22 protein-coding genes are annotated in these 23,640 nt (G+C 35.1%); 16 read left to right on the top strand and 6 right to left on the bottom strand.

Features of this window, described 5'->3' with window-relative positions; translation table 11 throughout:
* Positions 1 to 30: 30 nt before the first annotated feature.
* Positions 31 to 435: an OsmC family protein gene (locus ACFE0M_RS16020; protein ID WP_434546795.1), complete on the bottom strand. Its 405-nt coding sequence runs from the start codon at positions 433 to 435 to the stop codon at positions 31 to 33.
* Between the two features lie 162 nt (positions 436 to 597).
* On the opposite strand from ACFE0M_RS16020, the gene ACFE0M_RS16015 reads away from it, so the two are divergent.
* The 10 genes from ACFE0M_RS16015 (at position 598) to ACFE0M_RS15970 (ending at position 12,852) form a co-directional block, all read left to right on the top strand.
* Positions 598 to 1,311: a hypothetical protein gene (locus ACFE0M_RS16015; RefSeq protein ID WP_434546794.1), complete on the top strand. Its 714-nt coding sequence runs from the start codon at positions 598 to 600 to the stop codon at positions 1,309 to 1,311.
* Positions 1,312 to 1,336: 25 nt separating this feature from the next.
* The gene (lipA, locus tag ACFE0M_RS16010) at positions 1,337 to 2,224 is read left to right on the top strand and encodes a lipoyl synthase (protein WP_434546793.1); all 888 of its coding nucleotides are present in this window, start codon (positions 1,337 to 1,339) and stop codon (positions 2,222 to 2,224) included.
* Positions 2,225 to 2,341: 117 nt separating this feature from the next.
* Positions 2,342 to 3,859 (top strand): GNAT family N-acetyltransferase, encoded by a 1,518-nt coding sequence (locus tag ACFE0M_RS16005; RefSeq protein WP_434546792.1) that lies wholly within the window; start codon positions 2,342 to 2,344, stop codon positions 3,857 to 3,859.
* Between the two features lie 4 nt (positions 3,860 to 3,863).
* Positions 3,864 to 4,124: a hypothetical protein gene (locus ACFE0M_RS16000; protein WP_434546791.1), complete on the top strand. Its 261-nt coding sequence runs from the start codon at positions 3,864 to 3,866 to the stop codon at positions 4,122 to 4,124.
* 470 nt (positions 4,125 to 4,594) lie between these two features.
* Positions 4,595 to 5,611 carry a threonine aldolase family protein gene (locus tag ACFE0M_RS15995; protein ID WP_434546790.1) on the top strand — a complete coding sequence of 339 codons (1,017 nt, stop codon included), beginning with the start codon at positions 4,595 to 4,597 and terminating at the stop codon, positions 5,609 to 5,611.
* Between the two features lie 20 nt (positions 5,612 to 5,631).
* Positions 5,632 to 6,162 (top strand): adenine phosphoribosyltransferase, encoded by a 531-nt coding sequence (locus tag ACFE0M_RS15990; protein ID WP_434546789.1) that lies wholly within the window; start codon positions 5,632 to 5,634, stop codon positions 6,160 to 6,162.
* Between the two features lie 136 nt (positions 6,163 to 6,298).
* Positions 6,299 to 7,282, top strand: coding sequence for an AAA family ATPase (locus ACFE0M_RS15985; protein ID WP_434546788.1), 984 nt, complete (start codon positions 6,299 to 6,301; stop codon positions 7,280 to 7,282).
* 181 nt (positions 7,283 to 7,463) lie between these two features.
* Positions 7,464 to 8,960, top strand: coding sequence for a hypothetical protein (locus ACFE0M_RS15980; protein ID WP_434546787.1), 1,497 nt, complete (start codon positions 7,464 to 7,466; stop codon positions 8,958 to 8,960).
* Between the two features lie 146 nt (positions 8,961 to 9,106).
* The gene (locus ACFE0M_RS15975; RefSeq protein ID WP_434546786.1) at positions 9,107 to 12,010 is read left to right on the top strand and encodes a TonB-dependent receptor domain-containing protein; all 2,904 of its coding nucleotides are present in this window, start codon (positions 9,107 to 9,109) and stop codon (positions 12,008 to 12,010) included.
* Between the two features lie 227 nt (positions 12,011 to 12,237).
* Entirely contained in the window at positions 12,238 to 12,852 is a 615-nt protein-coding gene (locus tag ACFE0M_RS15970) for a hypothetical protein (protein WP_434546785.1), read from the top strand.
* Positions 12,853 to 12,973: 121 nt separating this feature from the next.
* Here ACFE0M_RS15970 and ACFE0M_RS15965 read toward each other — a convergent pair whose 3' ends face one another.
* Positions 12,974 to 13,855, bottom strand: a complete 882-nt coding sequence (locus ACFE0M_RS15965; protein ID WP_434546784.1) for an SMP-30/gluconolactonase/LRE family protein — start codon at positions 13,853 to 13,855, stop codon at positions 12,974 to 12,976.
* Positions 13,856 to 14,148: 293 nt separating this feature from the next.
* A complete protein-coding gene (locus tag ACFE0M_RS15960) occupies positions 14,149 to 15,039 on the bottom strand; it encodes a mechanosensitive ion channel family protein (RefSeq protein ID WP_434546783.1) in 891 nt (296 codons plus the stop codon).
* An 89-nt stretch (positions 15,040 to 15,128) separates the two neighbouring features.
* Between ACFE0M_RS15960 and ACFE0M_RS15955 the strand changes: the two genes are divergently transcribed.
* On the top strand, positions 15,129 to 15,674 hold the full coding sequence (locus tag ACFE0M_RS15955) for an inorganic diphosphatase (protein ID WP_434546782.1): 546 nt from the start codon (positions 15,129 to 15,131) through the stop codon (positions 15,672 to 15,674).
* A 196-nt stretch (positions 15,675 to 15,870) separates the two neighbouring features.
* On the opposite strand, the gene ACFE0M_RS15950 is transcribed toward ACFE0M_RS15955, so the two are convergent.
* Positions 15,871 to 16,605 (bottom strand): head GIN domain-containing protein, encoded by a 735-nt coding sequence (locus ACFE0M_RS15950; RefSeq protein ID WP_434546781.1) that lies wholly within the window; start codon positions 16,603 to 16,605, stop codon positions 15,871 to 15,873.
* A gap of 331 nt (positions 16,606 to 16,936) precedes the next feature.
* The gene (locus tag ACFE0M_RS15945) at positions 16,937 to 17,158 is read right to left on the bottom strand and encodes a hypothetical protein (protein WP_013454918.1); all 222 of its coding nucleotides are present in this window, start codon (positions 17,156 to 17,158) and stop codon (positions 16,937 to 16,939) included.
* A gap of 131 nt (positions 17,159 to 17,289) precedes the next feature.
* Here ACFE0M_RS15945 and mazG point away from each other — a divergent pair, with 131 nt between their 5' ends.
* Together mazG and ACFE0M_RS15935 are read left to right on the top strand one after the other, a co-directional pair.
* Positions 17,290 to 18,090: a nucleoside triphosphate pyrophosphohydrolase gene (gene mazG / locus ACFE0M_RS15940; protein ID WP_434546780.1), complete on the top strand. Its 801-nt coding sequence runs from the start codon at positions 17,290 to 17,292 to the stop codon at positions 18,088 to 18,090.
* 94 nt (positions 18,091 to 18,184) lie between these two features.
* Positions 18,185 to 18,871, top strand: coding sequence for an energy transducer TonB (locus tag ACFE0M_RS15935; protein WP_434546779.1), 687 nt, complete (start codon positions 18,185 to 18,187; stop codon positions 18,869 to 18,871).
* Between the two features lie 39 nt (positions 18,872 to 18,910).
* On the opposite strand, the gene ACFE0M_RS15930 is transcribed toward ACFE0M_RS15935, so the two are convergent.
* Complete coding sequence (locus ACFE0M_RS15930; RefSeq protein ID WP_434546778.1) at positions 18,911 to 19,342, bottom strand: (4Fe-4S)-binding protein; 432 nt, start codon at positions 19,340 to 19,342, stop codon at positions 18,911 to 18,913.
* 198 nt (positions 19,343 to 19,540) lie between these two features.
* Here ACFE0M_RS15930 and ACFE0M_RS15925 point away from each other — a divergent pair, with 198 nt between their 5' ends.
* From ACFE0M_RS15925 to ACFE0M_RS15915, 3 genes are all read left to right on the top strand, one after another.
* On the top strand, positions 19,541 to 20,077 hold the full coding sequence (locus tag ACFE0M_RS15925; protein WP_434546777.1) for a hypothetical protein: 537 nt from the start codon (positions 19,541 to 19,543) through the stop codon (positions 20,075 to 20,077).
* 237 nt (positions 20,078 to 20,314) lie between these two features.
* Positions 20,315 to 22,726 (top strand): TonB-dependent receptor, encoded by a 2,412-nt coding sequence (locus tag ACFE0M_RS15920; protein ID WP_434546776.1) that lies wholly within the window; start codon positions 20,315 to 20,317, stop codon positions 22,724 to 22,726.
* A 184-nt stretch (positions 22,727 to 22,910) separates the two neighbouring features.
* Positions 22,911 to 23,627, top strand: a complete 717-nt coding sequence (locus ACFE0M_RS15915) for a hypothetical protein (RefSeq protein ID WP_434546775.1) — start codon at positions 22,911 to 22,913, stop codon at positions 23,625 to 23,627.
* Positions 23,628 to 23,640 lie beyond the last annotated feature (13 nt).

Raw genomic sequence — 23,640 nt, 5'->3', positions numbered from 1 at the left:
CGTGTAATTTCCTAATAGGCCCTATTTAACTTAAAGCATTTTAAAACTTATATTTTGTTCAATATCAGGATGTAAACTTTTAGCTACTGGACAATTCAATGCAATTTTCTTAAGTTTTTCAATTTCCTTTTTAGGTAAATTCGTTTTCCATTCAATATCGATTGTAATGGCTTTGATCCTTCTTGGGTTTGCCGCCATTTCCTTTTGCAAATCACAGTGTATTTCGCCTAAATCCAAATTGTTTTGGTCTGCATAAATACCCATTATGGTCATCATACAACTGCCTAGGGATGTAGCGGCCAAATCAGTAGGTGAAAAATATGCTCCTTGTCCATTATTATCTACAGGAGCATCTGTTGTAATCGAATTTCCCGAACGATTATGGGTTGCATTTGTTTTTAAGGGATGAATGTATTTAATTGAAGAAGTTGCCATAAACTATATTGAGCTTTTATCGTTATTTTCAAACGTAAGTTAATATTATTCAACAATTTTAACTTCTCCCAAATTTTTATAAAAATAGTTTTTGGTGAAAGGGATGAAAAATATTTAGTTTCTGAATCTAAAACTTTAAATTTGTGTTATTACATCATTGAAATGAAAAGAATATTTATACTTTTTTTATTGATATTTCCTTTCACCTTTGAGGTCAAAAGCCAAAAGGATGATCCTTTTGAATATGGGCAAGAGTTTTTGTTTGGAGTAACTAAAGCTACAAATGGAGGACTTTTTTCTGGTGGATTCTTCCGTTATAGTGCTAAAAAATCAGATAGAATATTTCAAACTTATGGAATTGAAATAGCCAATGTTAGGCACCCACAAGAAAGAAGAGTTCCAAGCCCAACATTTTTTAGTTCATCATCTTTTTATGAAGGCAAAGAAAAATATTTAATAAGTACCCGTTTAATGTACGGTTATGACCTTTTGCTATTCAAGAAGGCAGAGCAAAAAGGAGTACAAATTAACGGGGTTTTTACAGGTGGTCCCACTCTAGGGTTTGTTTCACCCTATCTGTTAAGAGCTGAAGGCGGAAGTTTGGTAACTTATTCACAATATTTAAACGGTTCTTCCATTATTGGCCCCGCAGGATATTTTTCAGGAATTGACCAAATGGAGGTTGTGATGGGGGCTCACATAAGAGCATCTCTATTATTTGAATTCGGTACATTTAAGAGTAAAGTTACTGGATTTGAAGTAGGTTTTTTGGGAGAAATTTTTAGCCGAGAGATTCAATTAGTGCCATTGGGTACTAAAAATTATAACTTTTACCCCGCTGCTTTTGTCAGTATATTGTTTGGGTCAAGAAAATAAATTGAGAATTGATTAAAGAATTGATATGATAGATTTACCGGTAGTAAGCCAAGAAGAGAAAAAAAAGAATAAAAAGCCGGATTGGTTAAGGGTAAAATTACCTGTTGGTAAAGAGTATGCTAATGTCCGCAAAATTGTGGATGAAAATAAGCTTCATACTATTTGTGAAAGCGGTAATTGCCCAAATATGGGAGAATGCTGGGGAGCTGGAACAGCTACATTTATGATTTTAGGAAATGTCTGTACAAGAAGTTGTTCATTTTGCGCGGTAGCCACTGGTCGTCCTCCTGAATATGATGAGCAGGAACCTCAAAGAGTGGCAGAAGCTATCAAGAAAATGGGAGTAAAGCATGCTGTTTTAACTTCAGTAAACAGAGATGAACTGAAGGACAGAGGAGCTGAAATCTGGTATCAGACTGTAGTCAAAATCAAAGAACTTTCTCCTGAAACAACTATAGAGACGCTAATTCCTGATGTAAAAGGAAAGTGGGAAGCTCTATATCGGATGATTGAAGCTGGACAGGAAGTAGTTTCTCACAATATTGAAACGGTTCCTAGTCTTTATAGAAGGGTGAGACCTCAGGCTAAATACCAAAGAAGTTTAGACCAAATTAAGCTTACCAAGGAATACGGTAAAAGAACAAAGACCGGAATAATGGTCGGTTTAGGTGAAACTCAAGATGAAATGTTTGCCACTATGGATGATTTAGTTGCCCATGGTTGTGATATTTTAACTGTTGGACAGTATTTACAGCCAACCAAAAGACATCATGATGTGATTGAATATGTGCATCCTGAAGTTTTTGATATGTACAGGGAAGAAGGCTTGAAAAGAGGATTGAAATATGTGGAATCCGGGCCATTAGTGCGTTCTTCTTACCATGCAGAAAGACACGTAAACGTTCCTATTTAAGAATAAAAAATACATTATTAAACCACAGCATATGGTGAAATCCACCTAAATTGCTGTGGTTTTTTTCTTTTTAAACTTATTTATAGGCTTTAATTTGAAAGCCAATTAATAATTATTATGCAAGATAATTTTATAGTAACCTTAGAAAACCTAAAGTTGAAGGACTATCGCAGTTTGATTAAGTCCATGAAAAAGGCTTACGCAGGCTGGGATGATTTATGGGAAGTAGAGCATATCAAAACCTTAATTGATAAATTTCCAGAAGGACAATTATGTGTTTTGGTGAATGGACAGGTGGCAGGTTGCGCATTGTCCATAATAGTCAACTATTCCGATTTTGGGGATAATCATACCTATCCGGAAATTACAGGTAATGAAACTTTCAATACCCACAATCCAGAAGGTGATGTGCTTTATGGAATAGATGTTTTTGTGCATCCTGATTTTAGGGGAATGAGAGTGGGGCGAAGAATGTATGACGCCAGAAAAGATTTGGTGGAGCAATTGAACCTACGTTCTATCATAGCAGGTGGCAGATTGCCAGGTTATTTACAATATTCTGAAAAATTTACACCCAAGCAATATATTCAAAAGGTAATAGCGAAAGAGGTTTATGATAAGACCTTATCTTTTCAATTATCCAATGATTTCCATGTTAAAAAAGTTTTAAAGGGCTATTTGCCAGGAGATAAGCAATCAGCTGAATTTGCAGCGCTCATCGAGTGGAATAATATCTATTATGAACCATCGGAAGAATATGTCCATATCCCAAAAACGGTAATTCGATTAGGATTAGTGCAATGGCAGATGCGCCCTACTCCATCCCTAAAAGCCATGCAAGAACAAATTGAATTCTTTATTGATGTGGTAAGTGGGTATCAATGCGATTTTATTTTATTTCCTGAACTTTTCAATGCGCCACTGATGGCCGAATTCAATCATTTGGATGAAGCTACCGCCATTAGGGAACTGGCCAAATATACAGAGCCCTTAAAGGAGATTTTTCAGGAATATGCCATTAATTATAATGTGAACATTATTACCGGAAGTATGCCGGTAATGAGCAGGGGAAAACTTTATAACAAAGGCTTTTTGTGCCGAAGGGATGGTACAAGTGAGACTTATGAAAAAATACACATGACACCAGCCGAAGTAAGTGCTTGGGGTATGACAGGTGGAAAGAAAATTGAGGCATTTGATACTGACTGTGGAAAAATAGGTATCAATATCTGCTATGATGTAGAATTTCCTGAAATGGGAAGGTTACTGGCTGATGAGGGAGTAAAAATTCTTTTTGTACCATTTTTGACGGATACTCAAAATGGCTATATGCGTGTTCGTTTATGTTCTCAAGCCAGGGCAATAGAAAACGAATGTTATGTAGCCATAGCAGGAAGTGTAGGCAATTTGCCTAAAGTAAATAATATGGATATTCAGTTTGCACAATCTGGGGTTTTTACGCCTTCTGATTTTTCATTTCCAACAAATGGCGTAAAAACGGAGGCAACTCCCAATACGGAGATGACGGTAATTGCAGATGTAGATGTAAATTTGCTAAAAGAATTGCATACTTACGGAAGCGTGCGTAATTTGAAGGATAGAAGAAAGGATTTATATACTATTAAAAAGAAATAATTCAGTGAAGGTAGAAGAGTTTGTTAATTTAAGTTTATTTAAAAAAATAAAGACTTTGTATGTTGATGGGGAATTCGTGACTTCCATCCGCTATTATCGCTATAAAGTCAACTTATTTTTATTGAATGATTTCTATGTAGAAGCTTTTTATCATCCCAAAACTGACCGTATCGAAAAAATTGTTCCTTTTGACAGTAATCATACAAGAAAGAAATTTTATACAGACCAAGTGAAGTTGCCTCATTGGTTTGAGAAAGTATCTTAGAGTGAATTATGGTTAAAATGGTTGATGGCACACCAACCATGGTGCCTGCCCTGGTCGGTGGCGCACCGACCAGAATTTGGGCTTATAAAATATGAATGGAAGGAATATTCACCTGCAGGTTTTCATGATTTTTGAAATAAGTGCCATTAATGTTTCGGTGTTTTCACCGAAACGGGAGATTTTAGTAACTCCATCGGTCTGACGCTTTCTTCATTAGTCAAAAGGCAATTAAATCGACTTATAAGATGAATTATCCAAACACTGCTAGCGTCTGACCGATAAATACTGAATTTGAATAATGAATTAAAAAAAATGATAGATTTAAGAAGCAATACAAAAGTATCCTGAATCTTCTAATTGAAAACATGTCAGGTTTCAAATGCAAATAATGAGTAAGTAAATTTAAGTTTTTATCCTGATATTAATTTCAAACCTGACAGGTTTATCATAGTGTAAATTGAATAAGTAAAATGATTGATTTAAGAAGCGATACCTTAACGAAGCCAACATCAGCTATGAAAGAAGCCATGATGGAAGCACCAGTTGGCGATGATGTTTTTGGAGAAGATCCTACCATTAATACTTTAGAAAGGAAAGTAGCCGATTTTTTCGGAATGGAATCCGCCATTTTTTGCCCAAGCGGCACCATGACCAATCAAATTGCTATCAGAGTTCATACAGCCCCTCATACCGAGGTAATCTGTGATGAAAAATCTCATATCTATTTATATGAAGGCGGTGGAATAGCCTATAATTCTTTCGCCTCAGTTCGATTATTGCATGGAGATAGGGGTAGAATTACTGCAGAAATGGTGCAGGATAATATCAATAATCCTGATGATGTACATGCACCCATTTCTACTTTGGTTTCTTTAGAAAACACCATGAATAAGGGTGGAGGATGTGTTTATGATTTTAAGGAAATTGAAAAAATCAGCTCCCTTTGTAAGGACAAAAACCTTAAACTTCATTTGGATGGTGCCAGGCTATTTAATGCCTTAGTAACCACAGGAGATGACCCCAAAAAGTATGGCCAAAACTTCGATACCATTTCCATCTGTCTTTCAAAAGGATTGGGTTGCCCGGTGGGATCATTATTATTGGGAACTCAAGAAGATATTAAAAAAGCAAGGAGAGTACGCAAAGTATTGGGGGGTGGAATGCGTCAAGCCGGTTTTTTGGCAGCTGCTGGAATATATGCATTAGATCATCATATAAATCGACTTCAAGAGGATCATGATAGAGCTAGAAAAATTGCCAATGCATTAGAGGGATTGAGTTTTGTAGATTCTGTTCTTCCTGTGGAAACTAATATCGTGATCTTCAAACTCTCAAATAATGCTTTATCAGTTGATTTTGTGAATAAATTAAAGCAAAAGGGAATTTTAGCTGTTCCTTTTGGAAAGCATGACGTTAGATTTGTAACACATCTAGATTTTGATGATGATATGCTTGAAGATTTAATCAAAAAATTAAAAGCTATTTAAAATACTCTTTATCCTACACCATGACACTAGAAGAAAAAATTAATGACCAAATTCGAGATATTGCAGATTTCCCAAAACCGGGCATCATATTTAAAGATATTACGCCTGTTCTTTCTCACCCAAAACTAGTAACAGAAATTGTAGATTGGTTTGTTGAAAAAGCCAAAGATGATGGCATTGATGTGATTGTTGGGGTAGAATCCAGAGGGTTTCTTTTTGGAATGATGATAGCCGAGAAAATAGGAGTTCCTTTTGTACCTGTGAGAAAGCAAGGAAAACTTCCCTATGAAACTATACAGTATTCATATGAATTGGAATATGGGAGTGCTACTATGGAAATTCATAGTGATGCCATTAAAGAAGGACAGAAAGTCATGATACATGATGATTTATTGGCAACGGGAGGAACGGCTTTGGCTGCAGCGGAATTGGTGAAAGAATTAGGCGGAACAGTAGGCAACTTTACTTTTTTGATCGAGTTAGGATTCTTGGAAGGCAAAAAAAGACTGACCAAAGAAAATGAAGCGGTTTATAGTATCGTTACTTATTGATATATTTGAAATTCAAATAGAGCCTATTAGGCAATAAATATGATATATTATTATCCATTTGATATTCATTACCAAATGAAAAATTTTGTGTAGTTAATTATAAATATTTAAATAATAAAAGAAGTTTTAAGCAATCATGGAAGAAGCACAGGTAGCAAATAAAAGCGAATTGCAACAGAAGGTGAAAGACGTAATGTCTGAAGTAGCCAAAGTAGTAGTAGGTCAAGAATATATGGTCAATCGATTGCTGATTGGTCTATTTACTAACGGACACGTTTTATTGGAAGGTGTTCCTGGATTGGCCAAGACTTTAACAGTTAACACTTTAGCGAATGTATTGCATTTAGATTTTCAGCGCATTCAGTTTACTCCTGATTTAATGCCCTCTGATTTGATCGGAACCATGATTTACAATCAGAAGCAAGGAAACTTTGAAGTAAAGAAAGGGCCAATCTTTTCTAACTTGGTTTTAGCAGATGAGGTAAACCGTTCTCCTGCCAAAGTGCAATCCGCATTATTGGAAGCCATGCAGGAAAAACAAGTAACCATTGGTGAAACAACTTTCCCGCTGGATAGGCCATTTTTGGTTTTGGCAACTCAAAACCCGGTAGATCAGGAAGGGACTTATCCTTTACCGGAAGCACAGGTTGACAGATTCATGCTGAAAGTAACCGTAAGTTATCCTACCAAATCTCAAGAACTGGAAGTGATGCGAAGGATGTCCAACATGACTTTTAATAAGGATGTCAATACCATTTTGACCAAAGAGGAAATTTTCAGCATCAGAGATCAAGTCAATCAGGTGGAGATTTCTGAATCTTTGGAACGCTATATTATCGAATTGGTATATGCCACAAGGTCTCCATTAGATTATGGATTGAAACAAGAAGCAGAATACATTCAATATGGTGTTTCACCACGTGCCAGCATTAACTTAAATTTAAGTGCCAAGGCAGTTGCCTACATGGAGGGAAGGGATTATGTATTACCTGAAGATATAAAAGAAGTGGCCTACGATGTCATGAACCACAGGATTTTGCTCAACTATGAAGCCGAAGCTGACGGGGTTACAACTAAAGACATTATTGAGAAAATATTGAGACAAATCCCAATTGGCTAAAAAGCCAAAGATTTAAAGACACCGCTAAAAGCGTTCCGGTTGGGACGCTTTTTTATTTTAACACAAAATTAATACTGTATGAAATTGGTAACAATTTGCTAAAAAGTCTGACAACTTCAGTTAACAATTAAAAGCCACCTTTGTCGCAAAGAAATTTAAACACTATTAAAAATTATTCACGATGAAGAAAATTAATTTATTAGCGATGCTAGCATTGGTGTCAGGATTTATATTCACAGCATGTGATGAAGATCCAGAGCCAAACAATCTAGTAACAATTGAAGGTATCCCAGCAACAGCTGAGATTGAGAATTTAGGAACTTTAGGTCCAGTAAATGCGACTATTACAGCTGAAGATGGATTAGCAAGTGTAACGGTTACTAAAGATGGAGAGTCATTTTTAGAACCAGAATTTGAAGCTAATGCAACTTCATTATCATTAGAATTTTCTTACACCGCAGAAGAAGCGGATGCAGATCAGAACATTGTATTTGAATTTACAGCTACCGATGTGGACGGAGATGAAGAAACAGTTACTCACGTTTTATCTGTAGGTGAAGCTCCTGAGCCAGAAACTGAAGTTGTACTAACGTCAAATATTACTCAGGATGTAACATGGACTAAAGATAAAACTTATATTTTAGGTGGCAGAATTTCAGTTGAAGCTGGAGCAACATTAACTATTGAGCCAGGAACTGTTATTAAAGGTGAAGCAGGAACTGGGCCGAATGCAACTGCATTATTAGTAGCTCGTGATGCCATGATTATGGCAGAAGGTACTGCAGAAGAGCCAATTATATTTACTTCTGTTGCTGACGAAATTGAGTCAGGAATGATTGCATCTCCTAACCTTGATCCTGATCAAAACGGTCTTTGGGGTGGTGTAATCATTTTAGGAAATGCTCCAATATCTGCATCTTCAAGTGAAGTACAAATTGAGGGTATTCCTACATCTGATCCTAATGGTTTATATGGTGGAGATGATGCCTCTGATAATTCAGGTGTATTTAGTTATGTTTCAATACGTCACGGTGGTTCAAACATTGGTGCAGGTAATGAAATTAATGGATTATCCCTAGGGGGAGTAGGTTCTGGAACAACTATTTCAAATGTAGAAATTGTAGGAAATCAAGATGATGGAATAGAATGGTTTGGCGGAACTGTTAATGTAACCAATGCATTAGTTTGGAATGCAGGTGATGATGGAATGGATACTGACCAATCTTGGGCTGGAACGATGGACAACTTTATAGTTGTTGCACCAACAGGTCATTGTTTTGAATTAGATGGTCCGGAAGGTGATGTTTTATTAAATGTTCAACACACATTTGTAAATGGTACTGTTGTAGCAGCAACATTCGATGAGGATGGGGAAATTATCAGAACATCAGATAATTTAATTAATACTGATGACAATTCTGGTGTAATCTTGAAAGATATATTTATTACAAGTATTTCTGAAGGTCAAGTTATAAACAGAACTGTAGATAATCCAAATGTTACTTTCGATGGAGTTGTTATTGATATTTTGGACAGCACTGTTCTAGGTGATTATATTGGTGATGCAGATACTGCTCCCGCTGGAATTACTGCTGGATCAACAGGTAATGGTGCTGATGCTGCAGTATTTGACGGTTGGTCTTGGGCTGCAGTTGCAGGCGGGACAGCTGGACTTTAATATTAACAAGTAACATTAGCTTAATATTTGATTAGAATTATAACATTTTCTTAATCAACGTAAATCGTTTAATAAAGGCACACAAAGTAATTTTGTGTGCCTTTATTTTTTATAGGCAAAATCAAATTTAATTAATGTTTAAAACAATGTTGAAAATCAAATACTTCTTAGTCGCTACACTTTTAATGTCAGTTTCTGTGGCATTCGCTCAGAATGGTAAAATTAGAGGAACTGTTATTGAAGATACCAACGGAGAGCCTTTAATTGGCGCAAACGTGGTGATTAATGGCACCTCAAATGGCGCTGTAACCGACCTTGACGGACAATTTACAATTAACGCTGCTGCAGGCACTTATGATCTTAGGGTTTCTTTCATTACCTTTCAATCAGTAACTATAGAAGGTGTGGTCGTAAAAGATGGAGAGGTCAATGTATTAGGAAGTATAAGGTTAAAAGAAGAGACATCTGAACTTCAGGAAGTCGTAGTTACTGCAAAAGCTATTAGGACTACCGAGGCTGCATTAATGACAGTAAAAAAGAAAGCTCCAGGCATGATGGATGGTATTTCTTCTGCTAAATTTAAATTAATAGGAGATGCAACTGCTGTAGAAGCAGTTAAACGTGTTACAGGGGTTTCTATTGAAGGTGGAAAATATGTTTATGTTCGTGGATTAGGAGATAGATACACTAAAACTACATTAAATGGTGTAGATATTCCTGGCTTGGATCCAGATAGAAACAGTCTGCAAATGGATATATTCCCCACCAATTTGATTGACAACATGATGGTGAATAAAACTTTCACTGCAGATTTACCAGCAGATTTTACAGGAGGGCTTGTAAATATTGAAACTAAAGACTTTCCAGAAGAAAAAATTGCTAATGTTTCATTAGGAATTGGATTTAATCCTTCCATGCATTTTAATTCAGACTATATATCATATGAAGGGGGCGATACTGATATTTTAGGGTTTGATGATGGAACGCGGGCATTGCCTATTGATGCGCAAAGAGGTAGTGTACCAACACCTTTTGATGGAACTAGTTCAGAGACTAAAGTTGCAAACTTTGTCAGAAGCTTTGAGCCAACATTAGGTGCAAGTACTTCGACTAGTTTAATGGATTACAGCTTAGGCATATCTTTAGGTAATCAGTTTAGTATAAATGAAGAGAGTAATAATAATCCAAAAATCGGTTATGTTTTTTCCCTTTCATATAAAAATGAAACAAAGTTTTATGATGATGTTACCTATGGTGAATACCAAAGGTATAGTGATCCTGAAAGAAATGAGTTGCGATATGCCACCATTCAAAATGGCGAATTAGGTGAAAATAATGTTCTCATTGGTGCCTTGGGTGGATTAGCTTACAAATCAAAAAACACCAAATTGAGACTGACTGCAATGCACCTTCAAAACGGTGAAAGCAGAGCAGGTCAATTTATGATTGATAATGATGGGGCTGCTGTAGGGCAATCAGGATACTTAGCTCAATCGGACAACCTTGAATACAATCAAAGAGGATTAACAAATATCTTGTTAGGGGGTACACATATGATAAAGGGTAATGATTGGGAAATAGACTGGAAATTATCACCTACAATCTCCTCAAATGAAGATCCAGACATTAGAAAAACAGCCTTCTCCGATATAGAAAATAACATGCCTAGATTTAACGCTGGTGAAGGAGGAAATCCTACGAGGATATGGAGATCATTAAATGAAATTAATGCTACTGCAAAATTTGATATTACGAGAAAATATAAATTTAATGATGAAGACGCTAAATTTAAATTTGGTGCAAGTCATAATTATAAAATCAGAGACTACGAAATTCTATTTTTTGACTTACAATTTTTCAATGCTCAATCATGGGATGATGCGGATCAATCAGAGGTTTTGAATGAAGAGAATTTATATCCAAATTCACCAAATGGTATCTATTATCAATCAGGTAATAATGACCCAAACCCTAATGAATACAGTTCCAATGTAAATAATACAGGAGCCTATGTTTCAAATGAGTTTTATCCATTGGCAAATTTTAAAACTGTATTAGGAGTAAGGGTTGAAAATTATGTCCAAAGGCATACTGGAAGAGATCAAGCTTTTGCCAGTGGAAATGAAAATGGTAGAAATCTAGAAAATGAAAAGGTATTAGACTCATTTGATTTTTTCCCTTCGGCTAATTTAATTTATTCATTAACTGATGATCAAAACTTAAGGGCATCCTATAATAGAACCATTGCTAGACCTTCTTTTAAAGAATTAAGTTTTGCTCAGATTTTAGATCCTATTACCAACAGAATTTTCAATGGTAGTTTATTTCCTTACTCAGATTGGAATGGACAATTAACGGAGACTAGAATCGATAATATAGATTTAAGATGGGAACTGTTCCAAAAAGAAGGTCAAATGTTTTCGGTAAGTGCTTTTTACAAATCATTTGATGACCCTATAGAATTAGTTAGGATTCCTGAACAACAAACAAGTACTGAGTTTCAGCCAAGAAATGTAGGAGATGGTCGTGTGTTGGGGCTTGAGTTTGAGGCAAGACAAAAATTATACTTTATATCTCCATCTTTACGCAATTTTAATATCAGTGGTAATGTAACTTTAGTTCATTCGAGAATTGATATGACCGATCGAGAATTTTTTGCGAGATTAGTTTATAAAAAAGCTGGACAGAACTTAACTGATACTAGACAAATGGCAGGCCAATCACCTTACGTAATCAATACTGGATTATCTTACGGAAATTATGAAACAGGAATTAACACAGGTCTTTTCTATAACGTAAAAGGGCCTACACTCTCTTTAGTGGGGACCGGTTTATATAGCGATGTTTATGATGAACCTTTTCATAGTTTGAATTTTAGCTTCAGTAAAACTTTTGGGGAAGATCAAAAAACTGCGATTGATTTCAAGATATCAAATATCCTAAATGATAAAAGAGAAAGTTTTTACAGATCTTATGAGGCTGAAAAACAAATATTTACAAGCCTTAATCCAGGAAGAGCCTTTAGCTTGGGTGTTAGCTACAAATTTTAAGTTTAGGTTGACTTAATTACTATTGAAGAAGCTTCTGGGGAAACTCAGAAGCTTTTTTTAAGTTTAATTTTATGGTTCTTAATTGTATTCTTCAGATACTAAATGTACAAGTTTCTGCTTTTAAAGTGGTCAACTTGCTTATATTTTTCCATTGCTATTCTCTTCTTTTTTCAATTAATTTTTGCTTATCTCAAGAAAAAAATTGCAATTGGGTAGAGAATGAATTAATGTCTACGACTCAGCAGCCACAGTTGGATAGTCTTACTTTTGAACAGAGTTACGAAATCTGGTTGCATCAAAAGAAACTTTACAATAACTCTTATCAATACTTGATTGGGTTTGAAAATTCCTTGACACAAATAGCAGTAAAAGATGGTAAAATTAAAAGTAGGAAGCATTATTCATACCAAACTGAACTAGATAGTGTGGAATGGATATGTGAGCCAAACTTTGAGCGATGTCTTTACACTAAACAAATTGATAGCCTAAGAAAAAAGGAAGACAGAGGATTAAAAAACTTAATGGTGCAGCATATGAAAGAGCATACGACAACTCACTTTAAATCCAATTTTTTTAATTGTTGGGAAGAATATGATGAGTTTGTCGGAAGACACAAACTGTATGCAGTCGAGGCAATATCAATGGGGGACCTCTATAAAGAATGTAAAGAATTACTAAACAGAAAGCTGAATGAAAGTGGCTCTGAACTAAGGCATAGTTTTACAACCAATAGAGAAGGAATTATTTGTAGTTGCTATGCTATTCAACCCTACTTATCGGCACATGGAGATGAGTTCAAGGAGGGTTTCAGAATCAAATATTTTGAATGGAATCAGGATTAATCACAACGAAGTTCTTTCTTTAGACTTTATGGGAGAAGTCTTTTTTAAATATACTTTGGCAACAAAAAACCCAGCAAGCTTTCGATAAACTTGCTGGTTTTGACATTAGTAATAGCTGAATTTACTTCTCCAATTGATAAGCCAGTACCTTATTCTTGAAAAAAGTAGGTACATAGACTATCATTTTATCAGGATCTAATCCAATATCAGCAGTTTGAGATTCTTCTGCTTTTGTGTCTAATAATAAAGTTGCTTTATTACCTGCCACATGATAAATTTCACCTTGCCATCTGCTAGCAATATAAGTTTCATCATTTAGCATGGTTAAACCATCGCCACCAGTAACAGAATCGTTTACCATCTCGAATTTATTTTCAGCTAAATCATAAGCTCTCAAGCCTTTTTTGTCCAAAGTCATCAAATGATCATCTTTACTTAATAAGCCATTAATGCTTTCAACTCCTTCAGCTACGGTTGATAATTCTCCATTTTCAATTTTGTGAATCAAGCCTAAGCCCATATCCGAGATGTAAACTGCACTTGCAGAAGTGGTGATATCATTTAAAAATTCGGCTTTTTCAGGAGTAAATTCTTTAGCTACTTCTCCAGTTTCCAAGTTAATGGCTACTACTCTATCGATATCAGTCACATAAAGATGACCATCAAAAATGCCCATTCCTTTTGGCGCATTTAATCCTGTAGCCCAATTCAACTCTTGAACGCTTCCATCAAGGTTTAAGATAGAAATAAATCCTTCTCCATTTTTATCCAATGGCTGTCCGTTGATATTGGAAACAAATAATCTACTTCCTTCTCCATCGAATAATACGGACTCGCAAGTAGTCATTACGGTATCAGTTTCCCATAATTTCACCAATTTCGGGTCAGCTGATTTTTCCACTACTTCCTTTTCTTGTGTTTCTTCTTCTTGATTTTCTTTTTTAGCGGGTTGGCATGCAAATATTAGCAATGCAAAACCCAATACGAATACTGTACTTTTCATAGTTTTTTGTGTTGGTTTGTTATAAAGATACAAAACTGAAAGGAATCGCAAGTGTTTCAGTTTTTTTGATGATATGTTTTCTGAATAAGGTCGCCCCTACTGGGGCTTTGGTTACATGTTTATGGTTAAATTACCATATGGTCGTCCATACTGGACTTAAGTGTAGATTTAAAATCCCAACCCACATTTTGGTGTTTTCACCAAAATATTGAGTTCAAATATCTGCAGCATTCCATAGGTTTTAGGTGAAAACACCTAAAAGAGGATGGATAATGGGTATGGGGTTTGGATTATTATTTTTGCTTAGTGTCCCCTATATATTTTAATACATGTCTCAAAGCAGCTTTTCGAATATCTTTTTCCCGAACTTCTGAATGTCTGTGCAACACAAACTGAAATTTCAAAGAAGTGAAATTTTCATTGATTTTGATAATTCTTAATACATAACTATCATCTTTAATATATTTATGGTATTCACTCAGGACATCAATTATATGTCTTTCCACTGTGGCCACATCAGTTGCCAGCTCATTTTTCAAATCAAAATCAAAACTTACTTTCCGAATGGCTCTTTTAGTATAGTTAAAGATTTGAGAGGTGAATACCATTGAATTGGGGATGTAGATCAGATCTTCATCGTCATTCACGATATGCATATTAACTAAGGTCATATCAACAACTTTCCCCTTCACTTCACCAATTTTTATTTCATCCCCTATCATTACCTCTTCTGAAAAAATAATCAACATACCATTAATCATATTGGCAATATAGTCTTTTGATAAAATGGCAATGGCGGCTGCGACTATACTGAGCGAAGTGATTAAATTAATTGGGTCGATTTTGAAAAGTAACAGAATGGCTCCAATTAGTACAAAAGTGTGCAAAATATTAGCGATGTGATTGATCCCTAAAATAAAATTGCTTTTAACCCCTTTGGATAATTTGTGCTTTTGTTGATAGTAAAAAACAACTGCTAGCCTAATAAAAGAAATCCATAAGTCAGCATAAAGGTAAAGTCTCAATGCTTTGAGATAGTGTTCCGGAATACCAAATTCCAAAATCTGACTTCTGAAATTATCAATTGCAAAAAGAGCTGCTATGAAAATTACAGCTTTAACCAAAAACCAAATTCTTTTCTTTCGCTCTAGATTAATGGTAGGGGTAATGGATTTTCTATTCATATGACAAAGTTATAACAATCTAATAACACTATAAGTAGGTGCTCTCAGCTTCATCCCTTATTTTTGTAAAAATATTTTACAAATTAAAGATGATAGATAAGAAAAGAAACCCTTGGCATGATATCCATTACGGGGATGAGGTGCCTGAGTACGTGAATGCCGTGATTGAAATTTCTAAAGGCAGCAAGGGTAAATTTGAGCTAGACAAAGAGACTGGTTATTTAATGTTGGATAGAGTACTTTTCAGCTCTGTGCATTACCCAGCAAATTATGGATTTATTCCGCAAACCTATTGCGATGATAAAGATCCATTAGATATTATGGTGATTACTTCTATCGAATTACCACCACTTTGTATGGTAAAAGCAAAGGTATTGGGCGTAATGAAAATGATAGATCAAGGAGAAGCTGATGATAAAATCATTGCAGTTGCAGCGAATGATATGTCAGTAAATCATATGAATGATATTAATGACTTACCTCCACATACTTCTAAAGAAATGCAAAGATTCTTTGAAGATTATAAGCAATTAGAAAACAAAAAGGTGGTAGTGGAAGATTTCTTTGATAAAAAGGAAGCTATGAATGTTATTAATGAAAGTATTGAGCTTTATGATAAAACGTTCAGAAAGTAAATTAGCATTTTACTTTCTAAAATAGAGGTTAAAAAGACAGTAATAAAATATTAATTTTCTGCTCAAATACAGCTATGAGACTGTCCATTTGAGGGGACCACAGGGGTGTACCAAGTTAGTAGAGAAGAACAATTCTTCAAACAAAAAAGGCTGTCTAAATTGATTTAGACAGCCTTTTTATTTTTCGTTTAAACTATTACATCCTAGAAACTTTTCCTCCAGAACCTGTATTAGCATCAACTATTGCCGGCTTTCCACCGTATGTGATTTTTCCTGAGGAAGAGGCTTTAGCGATTAATTTCTCTTGTACATTCAATTCTATTCTTCCAGAAGAGCTTGCTGCCAAATCAGCATTATCGCAAGTAAATTCGGACGCATCAATTCTTCCTGAGCTGCTCACTTGAGCTTCAAAGTTTTCTGCGTTGCCATCCAAAGTAAATCTACATGAGCTGCTTACTTGCGCCTCCACATTTACCGCCTCAGCAGATAATGCTATTCGTGCAGAACTAGAACCCGAAACTTCAATATTAGAAGCTTTGACATTCAAATCCATTCTTGCGGAACTTGAGCCTTTGATCTCCATATTATCTGCTTCAATAAGATCTTCGGAAGTCATTCTAGATGAACTACTTGCTTTCAAGCTTTCCAGTTCTTGAAAATAAACGGTTACTTCAACTTCAACATTTCTAAAGGTCATGTTGGATTCCATTTCAATCTTAAGATTACCATTTTTCACCTCGGTAACCACATTTTCCAATTCACCTGTGGTGCTCACATCAACTTTTGGTTCACTTCCTTTCTTCAAAGTAACTCTAATGCTTTGAGAAGATGATACCGATGTAAAATCAGATAATGAGCGTGTCTCAGATTCTTGAGATTGCGCCTGGCATGCAAAAAGGGCAAGAACAAATACTAGTATTAAATTTTTCATGTCTTTATGAGTTAGTTTCTCAGTAAAGATGCGAGAAAATAAAAGAGGTTGCATTACACAGAAAAAAAATATTCTCAGGCTGAGAAAAGTTTGGGTGTTTTTACCCAAAGGGGGGGGTATTTTTAGCTAAGAAATATTATGATTTTTATCACACTAAATCAATATTACTTAACACTTGCAGCAACTACCCCAATGAAGGTGTTTTCACCTTCAGCATCTGTGAGATATCCAGAAATTTTCCTGAAATCCCACTCTCAGATAATAAAGTCATAAAAAAAGCTCAGCAAACCTAGTTTACTGAGCTAATTCATTAATTTAAATCTTAATTCTATTAGAATTTATTCAATACCTTATTTACTTCTGAATCTGGATTAGCACATTGTTCTCCTGGTTGCTTACCGCAAAAACTGCAAGCTTCACCATCCTTATTTAAAAAAGGACTTTGAGATGCACATGTTCCTTTAAATTCTCCGTTTTTTATAAATAAAAGCCTTACTGACATTAATATAAAAAACGCGCCTATCAATCCGATTGCTAATAAAAAAGTAGTCATAATATTTATGTTTCAGACATTCTTAATGCCTGTTGTTTTCGATTTACAAATTTAACATTCTATTTTTATAACGCCTACTAAGAAAGCAAAGTTTCTTAAATTGCATTTTTCCCAAACCCATGAATTTTAATATGAAAGAAGTCCAAAAATACCCTGACGATAGAAGAGAAGAGAAACTACAAGCTTTTGATAGATTATTGACAATAATGGATCAGCTCAGGAATCTATGTCCATGGGATAAAAAGCAAACTATTGATAGTATCCGTCATTTAACCATAGAAGAAACTTTCGAATTATCGGATGCAATATTGGATAATGATTTGGAAGAAATCAGAAAAGAATTAGGTGATTTAATGCTTCATATGGTGTTTTATGCCCGTATGGCAGATGAGCAAAAAGCTTTCGACATGGCGGATGTACTGAACGGGATTTGCGATAAATTGATCAACCGACATCCTCATATTTATGCAGATGTGGAAGCAAATGATGAAAAAGCCGTAAAGGAAAACTGGGAAAAAATTAAACTGAAAGAAAAAGGAAATAAATCTGTATTGGGAGGTGTTCCAAAATCTCTGCCTGCACTAATTAAATCCATTCGAATTCAGGAAAAAGCAAGAGGGGTAGGATTTGACTGGGATGAAAAATCACAAGTTTGGGGAAAAGTGGAGGAGGAAATGCAAGAGTTTAAAACCGAAGAGGAATCGGGCAATCAAGAAAAAGCCACTGAAGAATTTGGTGATTTGATGTTCAGCTTGATTAATTATGCACGTTTTGCAGGCATCAATCCGGAAGAAGCTTTAGAAAAGACCAATAAAAAATTCATCAAAAGATTTAATTACTTAGAATCTGAAAGCAAAAAAGAAGGAAAGCAAATTTCAGAAATGAGCCTGGAAGAGATGGATGTTTATTGGGAAAAAGCTAAAAAGATTTAAAGTTTTTTAATCTAAGTTACACTTAATGCAATTTTCTTGCGTTAGTAAAGTAGGTGAATGAATAATCATGTTAAACCTTTAATGATTATTCACTATGGAACATTTCAAAAATGCCACTCGGAAATTGTATGCTAAGCGCCCTTTATTTTTCAATATTGGATTGGTAATAGCGATTAGTCTATGTTTTATTGCTTTTGAATTCAAGGTATTTATCAATGAGGAAGAGAAAGTTGATTTTCCTGATGAAGAACCCTATGTATTTCTCAACGATGATGTAATTCGTACTTCCCAACCACCTAAACCTAAGCCCAAAAATTTACCTGAACCTAAAGGCGATGTAAATATTGTGGAGGTGAAAGAACTGCCAAAGCAAGAAAAGCAGAAAGAAAAGGTTGATATTGAAGCGCAAATAGAATCTTGGGATAAATTTGAAATACCCGAAGAGAAAGTTGAAGATAACCATGTTTATGATCCTTTTGCATTGGAAGTCAATCCGAAATTTGATGGGGGAATGGGTGCTTTTTATGAATATGTAGCTAATTCCATAAAATACCCATATTATGAGCAAAAACGAAGTATTGAAGGTAGAGTAGTTCTATCATTTGTAATTGAAAAGGATGGTTCATTATCCCAAGTGGAGGTCTTAAAAGGAGTTTCTGAAGGCATTGATAAAGAAGCCATTAGAGTGATTGAAAATGCTCCTAAATGGCAGGCTGGAAGACAAAGAGGTCAGGCTGTAAGAGTGAAAATGACCATTCCTATTTATTTTCAATTGAGATAATCTAATTTAGAAAGAAGGCTTAATGTAAAAGCTTTCTTTCTATCCTTCAAATCTAATTTTACTGTGACTTCCATCACAAAAAGGCTTATTTCCCGAAGCTCCGCATCTACAAAAAGCCGTGATTTTTTCCTTCATTTCACTTTTTCCGTCCGCATGTTTTATATCAATTTTCCCTTTTACCATTAGAGGACCATTCTTAGCGACCTCCACTTGGGTCGAATCTGTATTTGTAGTGGTTTCATTTTTTTGATTTTTCCAATAACTGGACAAAGCTCCAGACGGACAATTATCAATCTGTTTTTTTATTTCCGCATCTTTAGCTCCCTCCAAATAGACCCATGGCTTGTCATTAGGCCGGAATACCTGTGGAAGTCCACGCCAGCATTTTTCACTATGGATGCATAATGAAGGTTGCCATTCCACAACTAATTCTTCTGTTTTGTATGTTTTTATGGTGGGTTTTATTTTCATGTCATTTTTGTTTTTCTTTTATAAGCTAATGATTTTTTCAAAAAAATGAAAAAAGTCACCTTTTGTGTGGTCTATCATAAAGAAACTCAGCATACTGTATAAAACTATCCTTATGATTTACCATTTATGGAAGAGATATCCTGTCATCCATAAATTCAAGCAAAAATCTTTAGATTTACATTATAGATTTAATGGGTTTTGAAAAAACAGCTAATCCTCATATCGTTTCTATTTTGCCTCGTAGCGCCTGCTATGGTGACCTATCTTTATCTAACCCACCAAAAGTATCGGATAAAGCGGGAAGTCAAATGGAAAATTATTGAAGGAGTTGATAAAACAGATTTGGTATTGATTCAGCTAACTAAAGCGGAAGCTAAAGAAAAATTGGATTGGGAACATTCCAGAGAGTTTGAATATGAGGGTGAAATGTATGATGTGGTGGAATTTGAAGAAACAAAAGATAGCGTAAAATACTGGTGTTGGTGGGATTATGAAGAAACTACCTTAAATAAGAATTTAGCTGCAGTAGTCAATAATTTATTAGGAAATCATCCTGATAAAAAAGAAAAGGAACAAAAGCTGATTTCATTTTATCAATCCCTGTTTTTAGAGAAAGTATTTCAATGGCAAGCTTTACAATTTGCTAGACTACCCAATTCATTTACAGAGTACGAGCTGATTTTCAAAGATTATATCAATCCTATTCCATCCCCACCTCCTCAAAAGATAGTTTAAATTATTCTTTTTGCTATACTGATTAATTTGGGTATTTACTTCCATTTCTAATCAGTAAAGTCTTCTATTTTTTAAACTACCTAGCCCTAGTTTGTATAATGAATTTTTTCGCTTTTGATTTGTGCCTACCTACTTGGGAAGACAGAACTTCACAAATCTATTTTGAGCTGTGAAGACGCAGCTCTATGCTAAAATTGGATGTTGGGACAAAGTAGGGTTATAAACTAAAAATTTATAATGAGGAATATTTTATTGCTCTACTTGTTTTTGGGCAGTTCCACTATTGCCTTTTCTCAAACAATTACCGTCAAAGACGCCAATACTTCTGAGCCTATTGAAATGGTCACTATTGTGAGTGAGGAGTTGCAGGAATTTATTAACACTGACCATTACGGTAAAGCTGATATTTCAGCATTAGCAGGAGCTCAGGCTATACAAATTCAAAGATTGGGTTATCAATTAAAAACCTTAAGCTATGAAGACCTAAAGTCATCTAATTTTGTAATATTGCTTCAACCTAATAATTTCAATTTGAATGAAGTGGTCATTTCAGCTACAAGGTGGAGGCAGAATACTGGAGACATACCAGCTAAAGTAATTTCAATTTCACCTGAAGAGGTCGAATTGCAAAACCCACAAACGGCAGCGGATTTATTAGGTGTTTCTGGCAAAGTCTATATTCAAAAAAGCCAGCAAGGTGGCGGGAGTCCCATGATTAGAGGTTTTGCCACCAACCGTTTGCTTTATACAGTTGATGGAATCAGGATGAATAATGCCATTTTCCGTGGGGGGAATATTCAAAATGTCATCAGTTTGGATCCATTTGCTACTGAGAATACGGAAATTGTATTTGGTCCAGGTTCTGTTATTTACGGTAGTGATGCCATCGGTGGTGTGATGAGTTTTCAGACTTTATCACCCGAATTTTCAGACACAGGTTCTGCTAAGATTTCTGGAAAAGTAAATTCCAGATTTTTTTCTGCTAATAATGAGAAAACCATTCATGCAGATATAAAATATGGCTGGAAAAAATGGGCCTTTGTAACCAGTGCTAGCCGTTGGGATTATGATCATTTAAGGCAAGGTAGCAATGGCCCTGATGATTATCTTAAAACCTATCATGTAGAAAGAATTGAAGGCGAGGATAGGGTAGTGGAACAAGGAGATCCTTTAATGCAAAATCCTACTGCATATACTCAGAAGAATTTCATGCAAAAAGTGAGATTTCAACCTAATGAATATTGGGATTTTCAATATGGATTTCATTATTCGGAAACTTCTGATTATGGTCGATATGACCGACTTAATAGAGAAATGGATGGTGAGCCTGGTTACGCAGAATGGAAATACGGCCCTCAAAAATGGATGATGAATAATCTGAATATAACACATTCAAAAGAGACCAAAGCCTTTGATCAATTATCAATTCGCTTAGCCCATCAGCAATTTGAGGAAAGCAGAATTGACCGAAATTTTCAAAGTGAAATTAGACGAATTAGAGAGGAAAAAGTAGATGCGTATTCAGCCAATATTGATTTTATTAAAAAGATAGGACAGAAAAATACGGTTTTTTATGGTGCAGAATATATTTTGAATCAGGTCGAATCGAACGGTAAACAGGAAGACATTATATCTGGAAATTTTGCTAATTCACCTTCCAGGTATCCTCAATCTGAATGGATTTCAATGGCCATCTATACAAACTATGAATATAAACCTTCTGATGATTTCACACTTCAAAGTGGCCTTAGATATAATCATTATTTATTGAATGCCAATTTTGATACCACCTTTTATGCATTTCCTTTTACACAGGCAAATATCAATAATGGAGCTTTAACGGGAAGTTTGGGCATGGTTTATCATCCAGGAGATTCATGGTCGGTCAATGCTAATTTTGGAACCGCCTTTCGAGCACCCAATGTAGATGATGTGGGTAAAATATTTGATTCAGAACCTGGAGCGGTAGTAATTCCCAATCCGAATTTAACTGCAGAGTACGCTTATAATTGGGATCTAGGAATTGCTAAAGTATTCAATGATTTTCTGAAACTGGATTTTACGGCTTATTACACCATTCTTAACAACGCCATGGTTCGAAGGAATTCTCAGTTGAACGGGCAAGACAGTATCGTATTTGATGGGGAAAGAAGTCAGGTCCAATCTATTCAAAATGCAGCCATCGCTAATGTTTATGGCTTCCAGGCTGGGATGGAAATGAAATTCCCAGGAGGCATAGATTTATCTTCAGATTTAAATTACCAAATAGGTAAAGAAGAATTGGATGATGGCTCAGTAAGTCCATCCCGACATGCGCCCCCTTTATTTGGAACCACTCGCTTGAATTTTAAATCAGGAGATTTGAATATTCAACTTTATGCTAATTATCAAGCAGAAAGATTACATTCAGAATTGGCAATTGAAGAAAAGAGGAAAACGGAAATTTATGCTTTGGATGAAGAGGGTAATACTTTTGCACCTGCTTGGTACACACTTAATTTTAAAATGAGCTACCAACTTTGGGATGATTTTAGCTTAAACACTGGTATAGAGAATATTACTGACCAAAGATATAGGCCTTATAGTTCGGGAATGTCGGGTCCCGGAAGGAATTATATTTTTTCTGTGGCTTATCGGATATTAAATTGATTGGGGTCTTATATATACCTCTAGACAATCATAATTGTTCTTAAAACACAATTTTTGTTGCGGATTGTTATTTTTAATTAGGGGTACTTATTGAAATTGAAATAAATCATTATCATTTCTTTGTAACTAAGTAGAATTTAGTTATTATTAGTCTTTAAATAACTTTTAAAAAAATATAAGACAAATGAAAAAACATTTATTATTTATCCCCCTATTAGTATTTAGTTTAAATATTTCAGCCCAAATGGAAATGGATTCAACTGAGATTTTTCATAATGCTTTAATAAAATATTCAAATGGAGATGAGGAAGAGAATATAGTTTATTTTCGTGTAAAAGACCCGGCCGCAATACAAAGAGAATTGCAGGTGGCTGATAAAGAGTATTACGAAAGTAGGGTGAAAGAAGGTAAAAGAATCCAATTTAGAAAATTAGAAAGTTACAAACCAAAGAAAGTTGAGTATGTTAAAATTGAAAATGGCCCAACTTTTAGGACATCAAAGTATGCAGACTTGTCTGAATTAGGGCTTGGGTCAATACCCAAAAATTATTTACTACACGAACTCGCAGGCGGTAAATTGCAAATATACATGTTATATTTTGATGATTATGTAGTGCCAGGAGTAGAAGTGGATCGTCAAGAGCAATTAGCCAAAATAGTGGAGAATGCTGACATTATTATTGCAAAAGGGGATGAAACTGGGAAAAATTTGGAAGCAACTAAAATTGATAATTTTATTAGCGACAATGAGCAAATCTACCAGGCATATCAGAATGGAGAATATCCAGAAGTAAAAGCAGCTTACGGATCCATGTTAAAGGGAGAAGCTTATGATCCTTTGAATAATCTTGATGCATTGATTAAAATAGTTAATGATTATAATCAGTCATCCAATCAGTAGAAATAGATTTTAA

Origin of the sequence: Marivirga sp. (assembly GCF_051117495.1) — a bacterium.
Taxonomy (GTDB): domain Bacteria; phylum Bacteroidota; class Bacteroidia; order Cytophagales; family Cyclobacteriaceae; genus Marivirga.
This window is presented reverse-complemented; position numbering and strand designations above follow the sequence as displayed.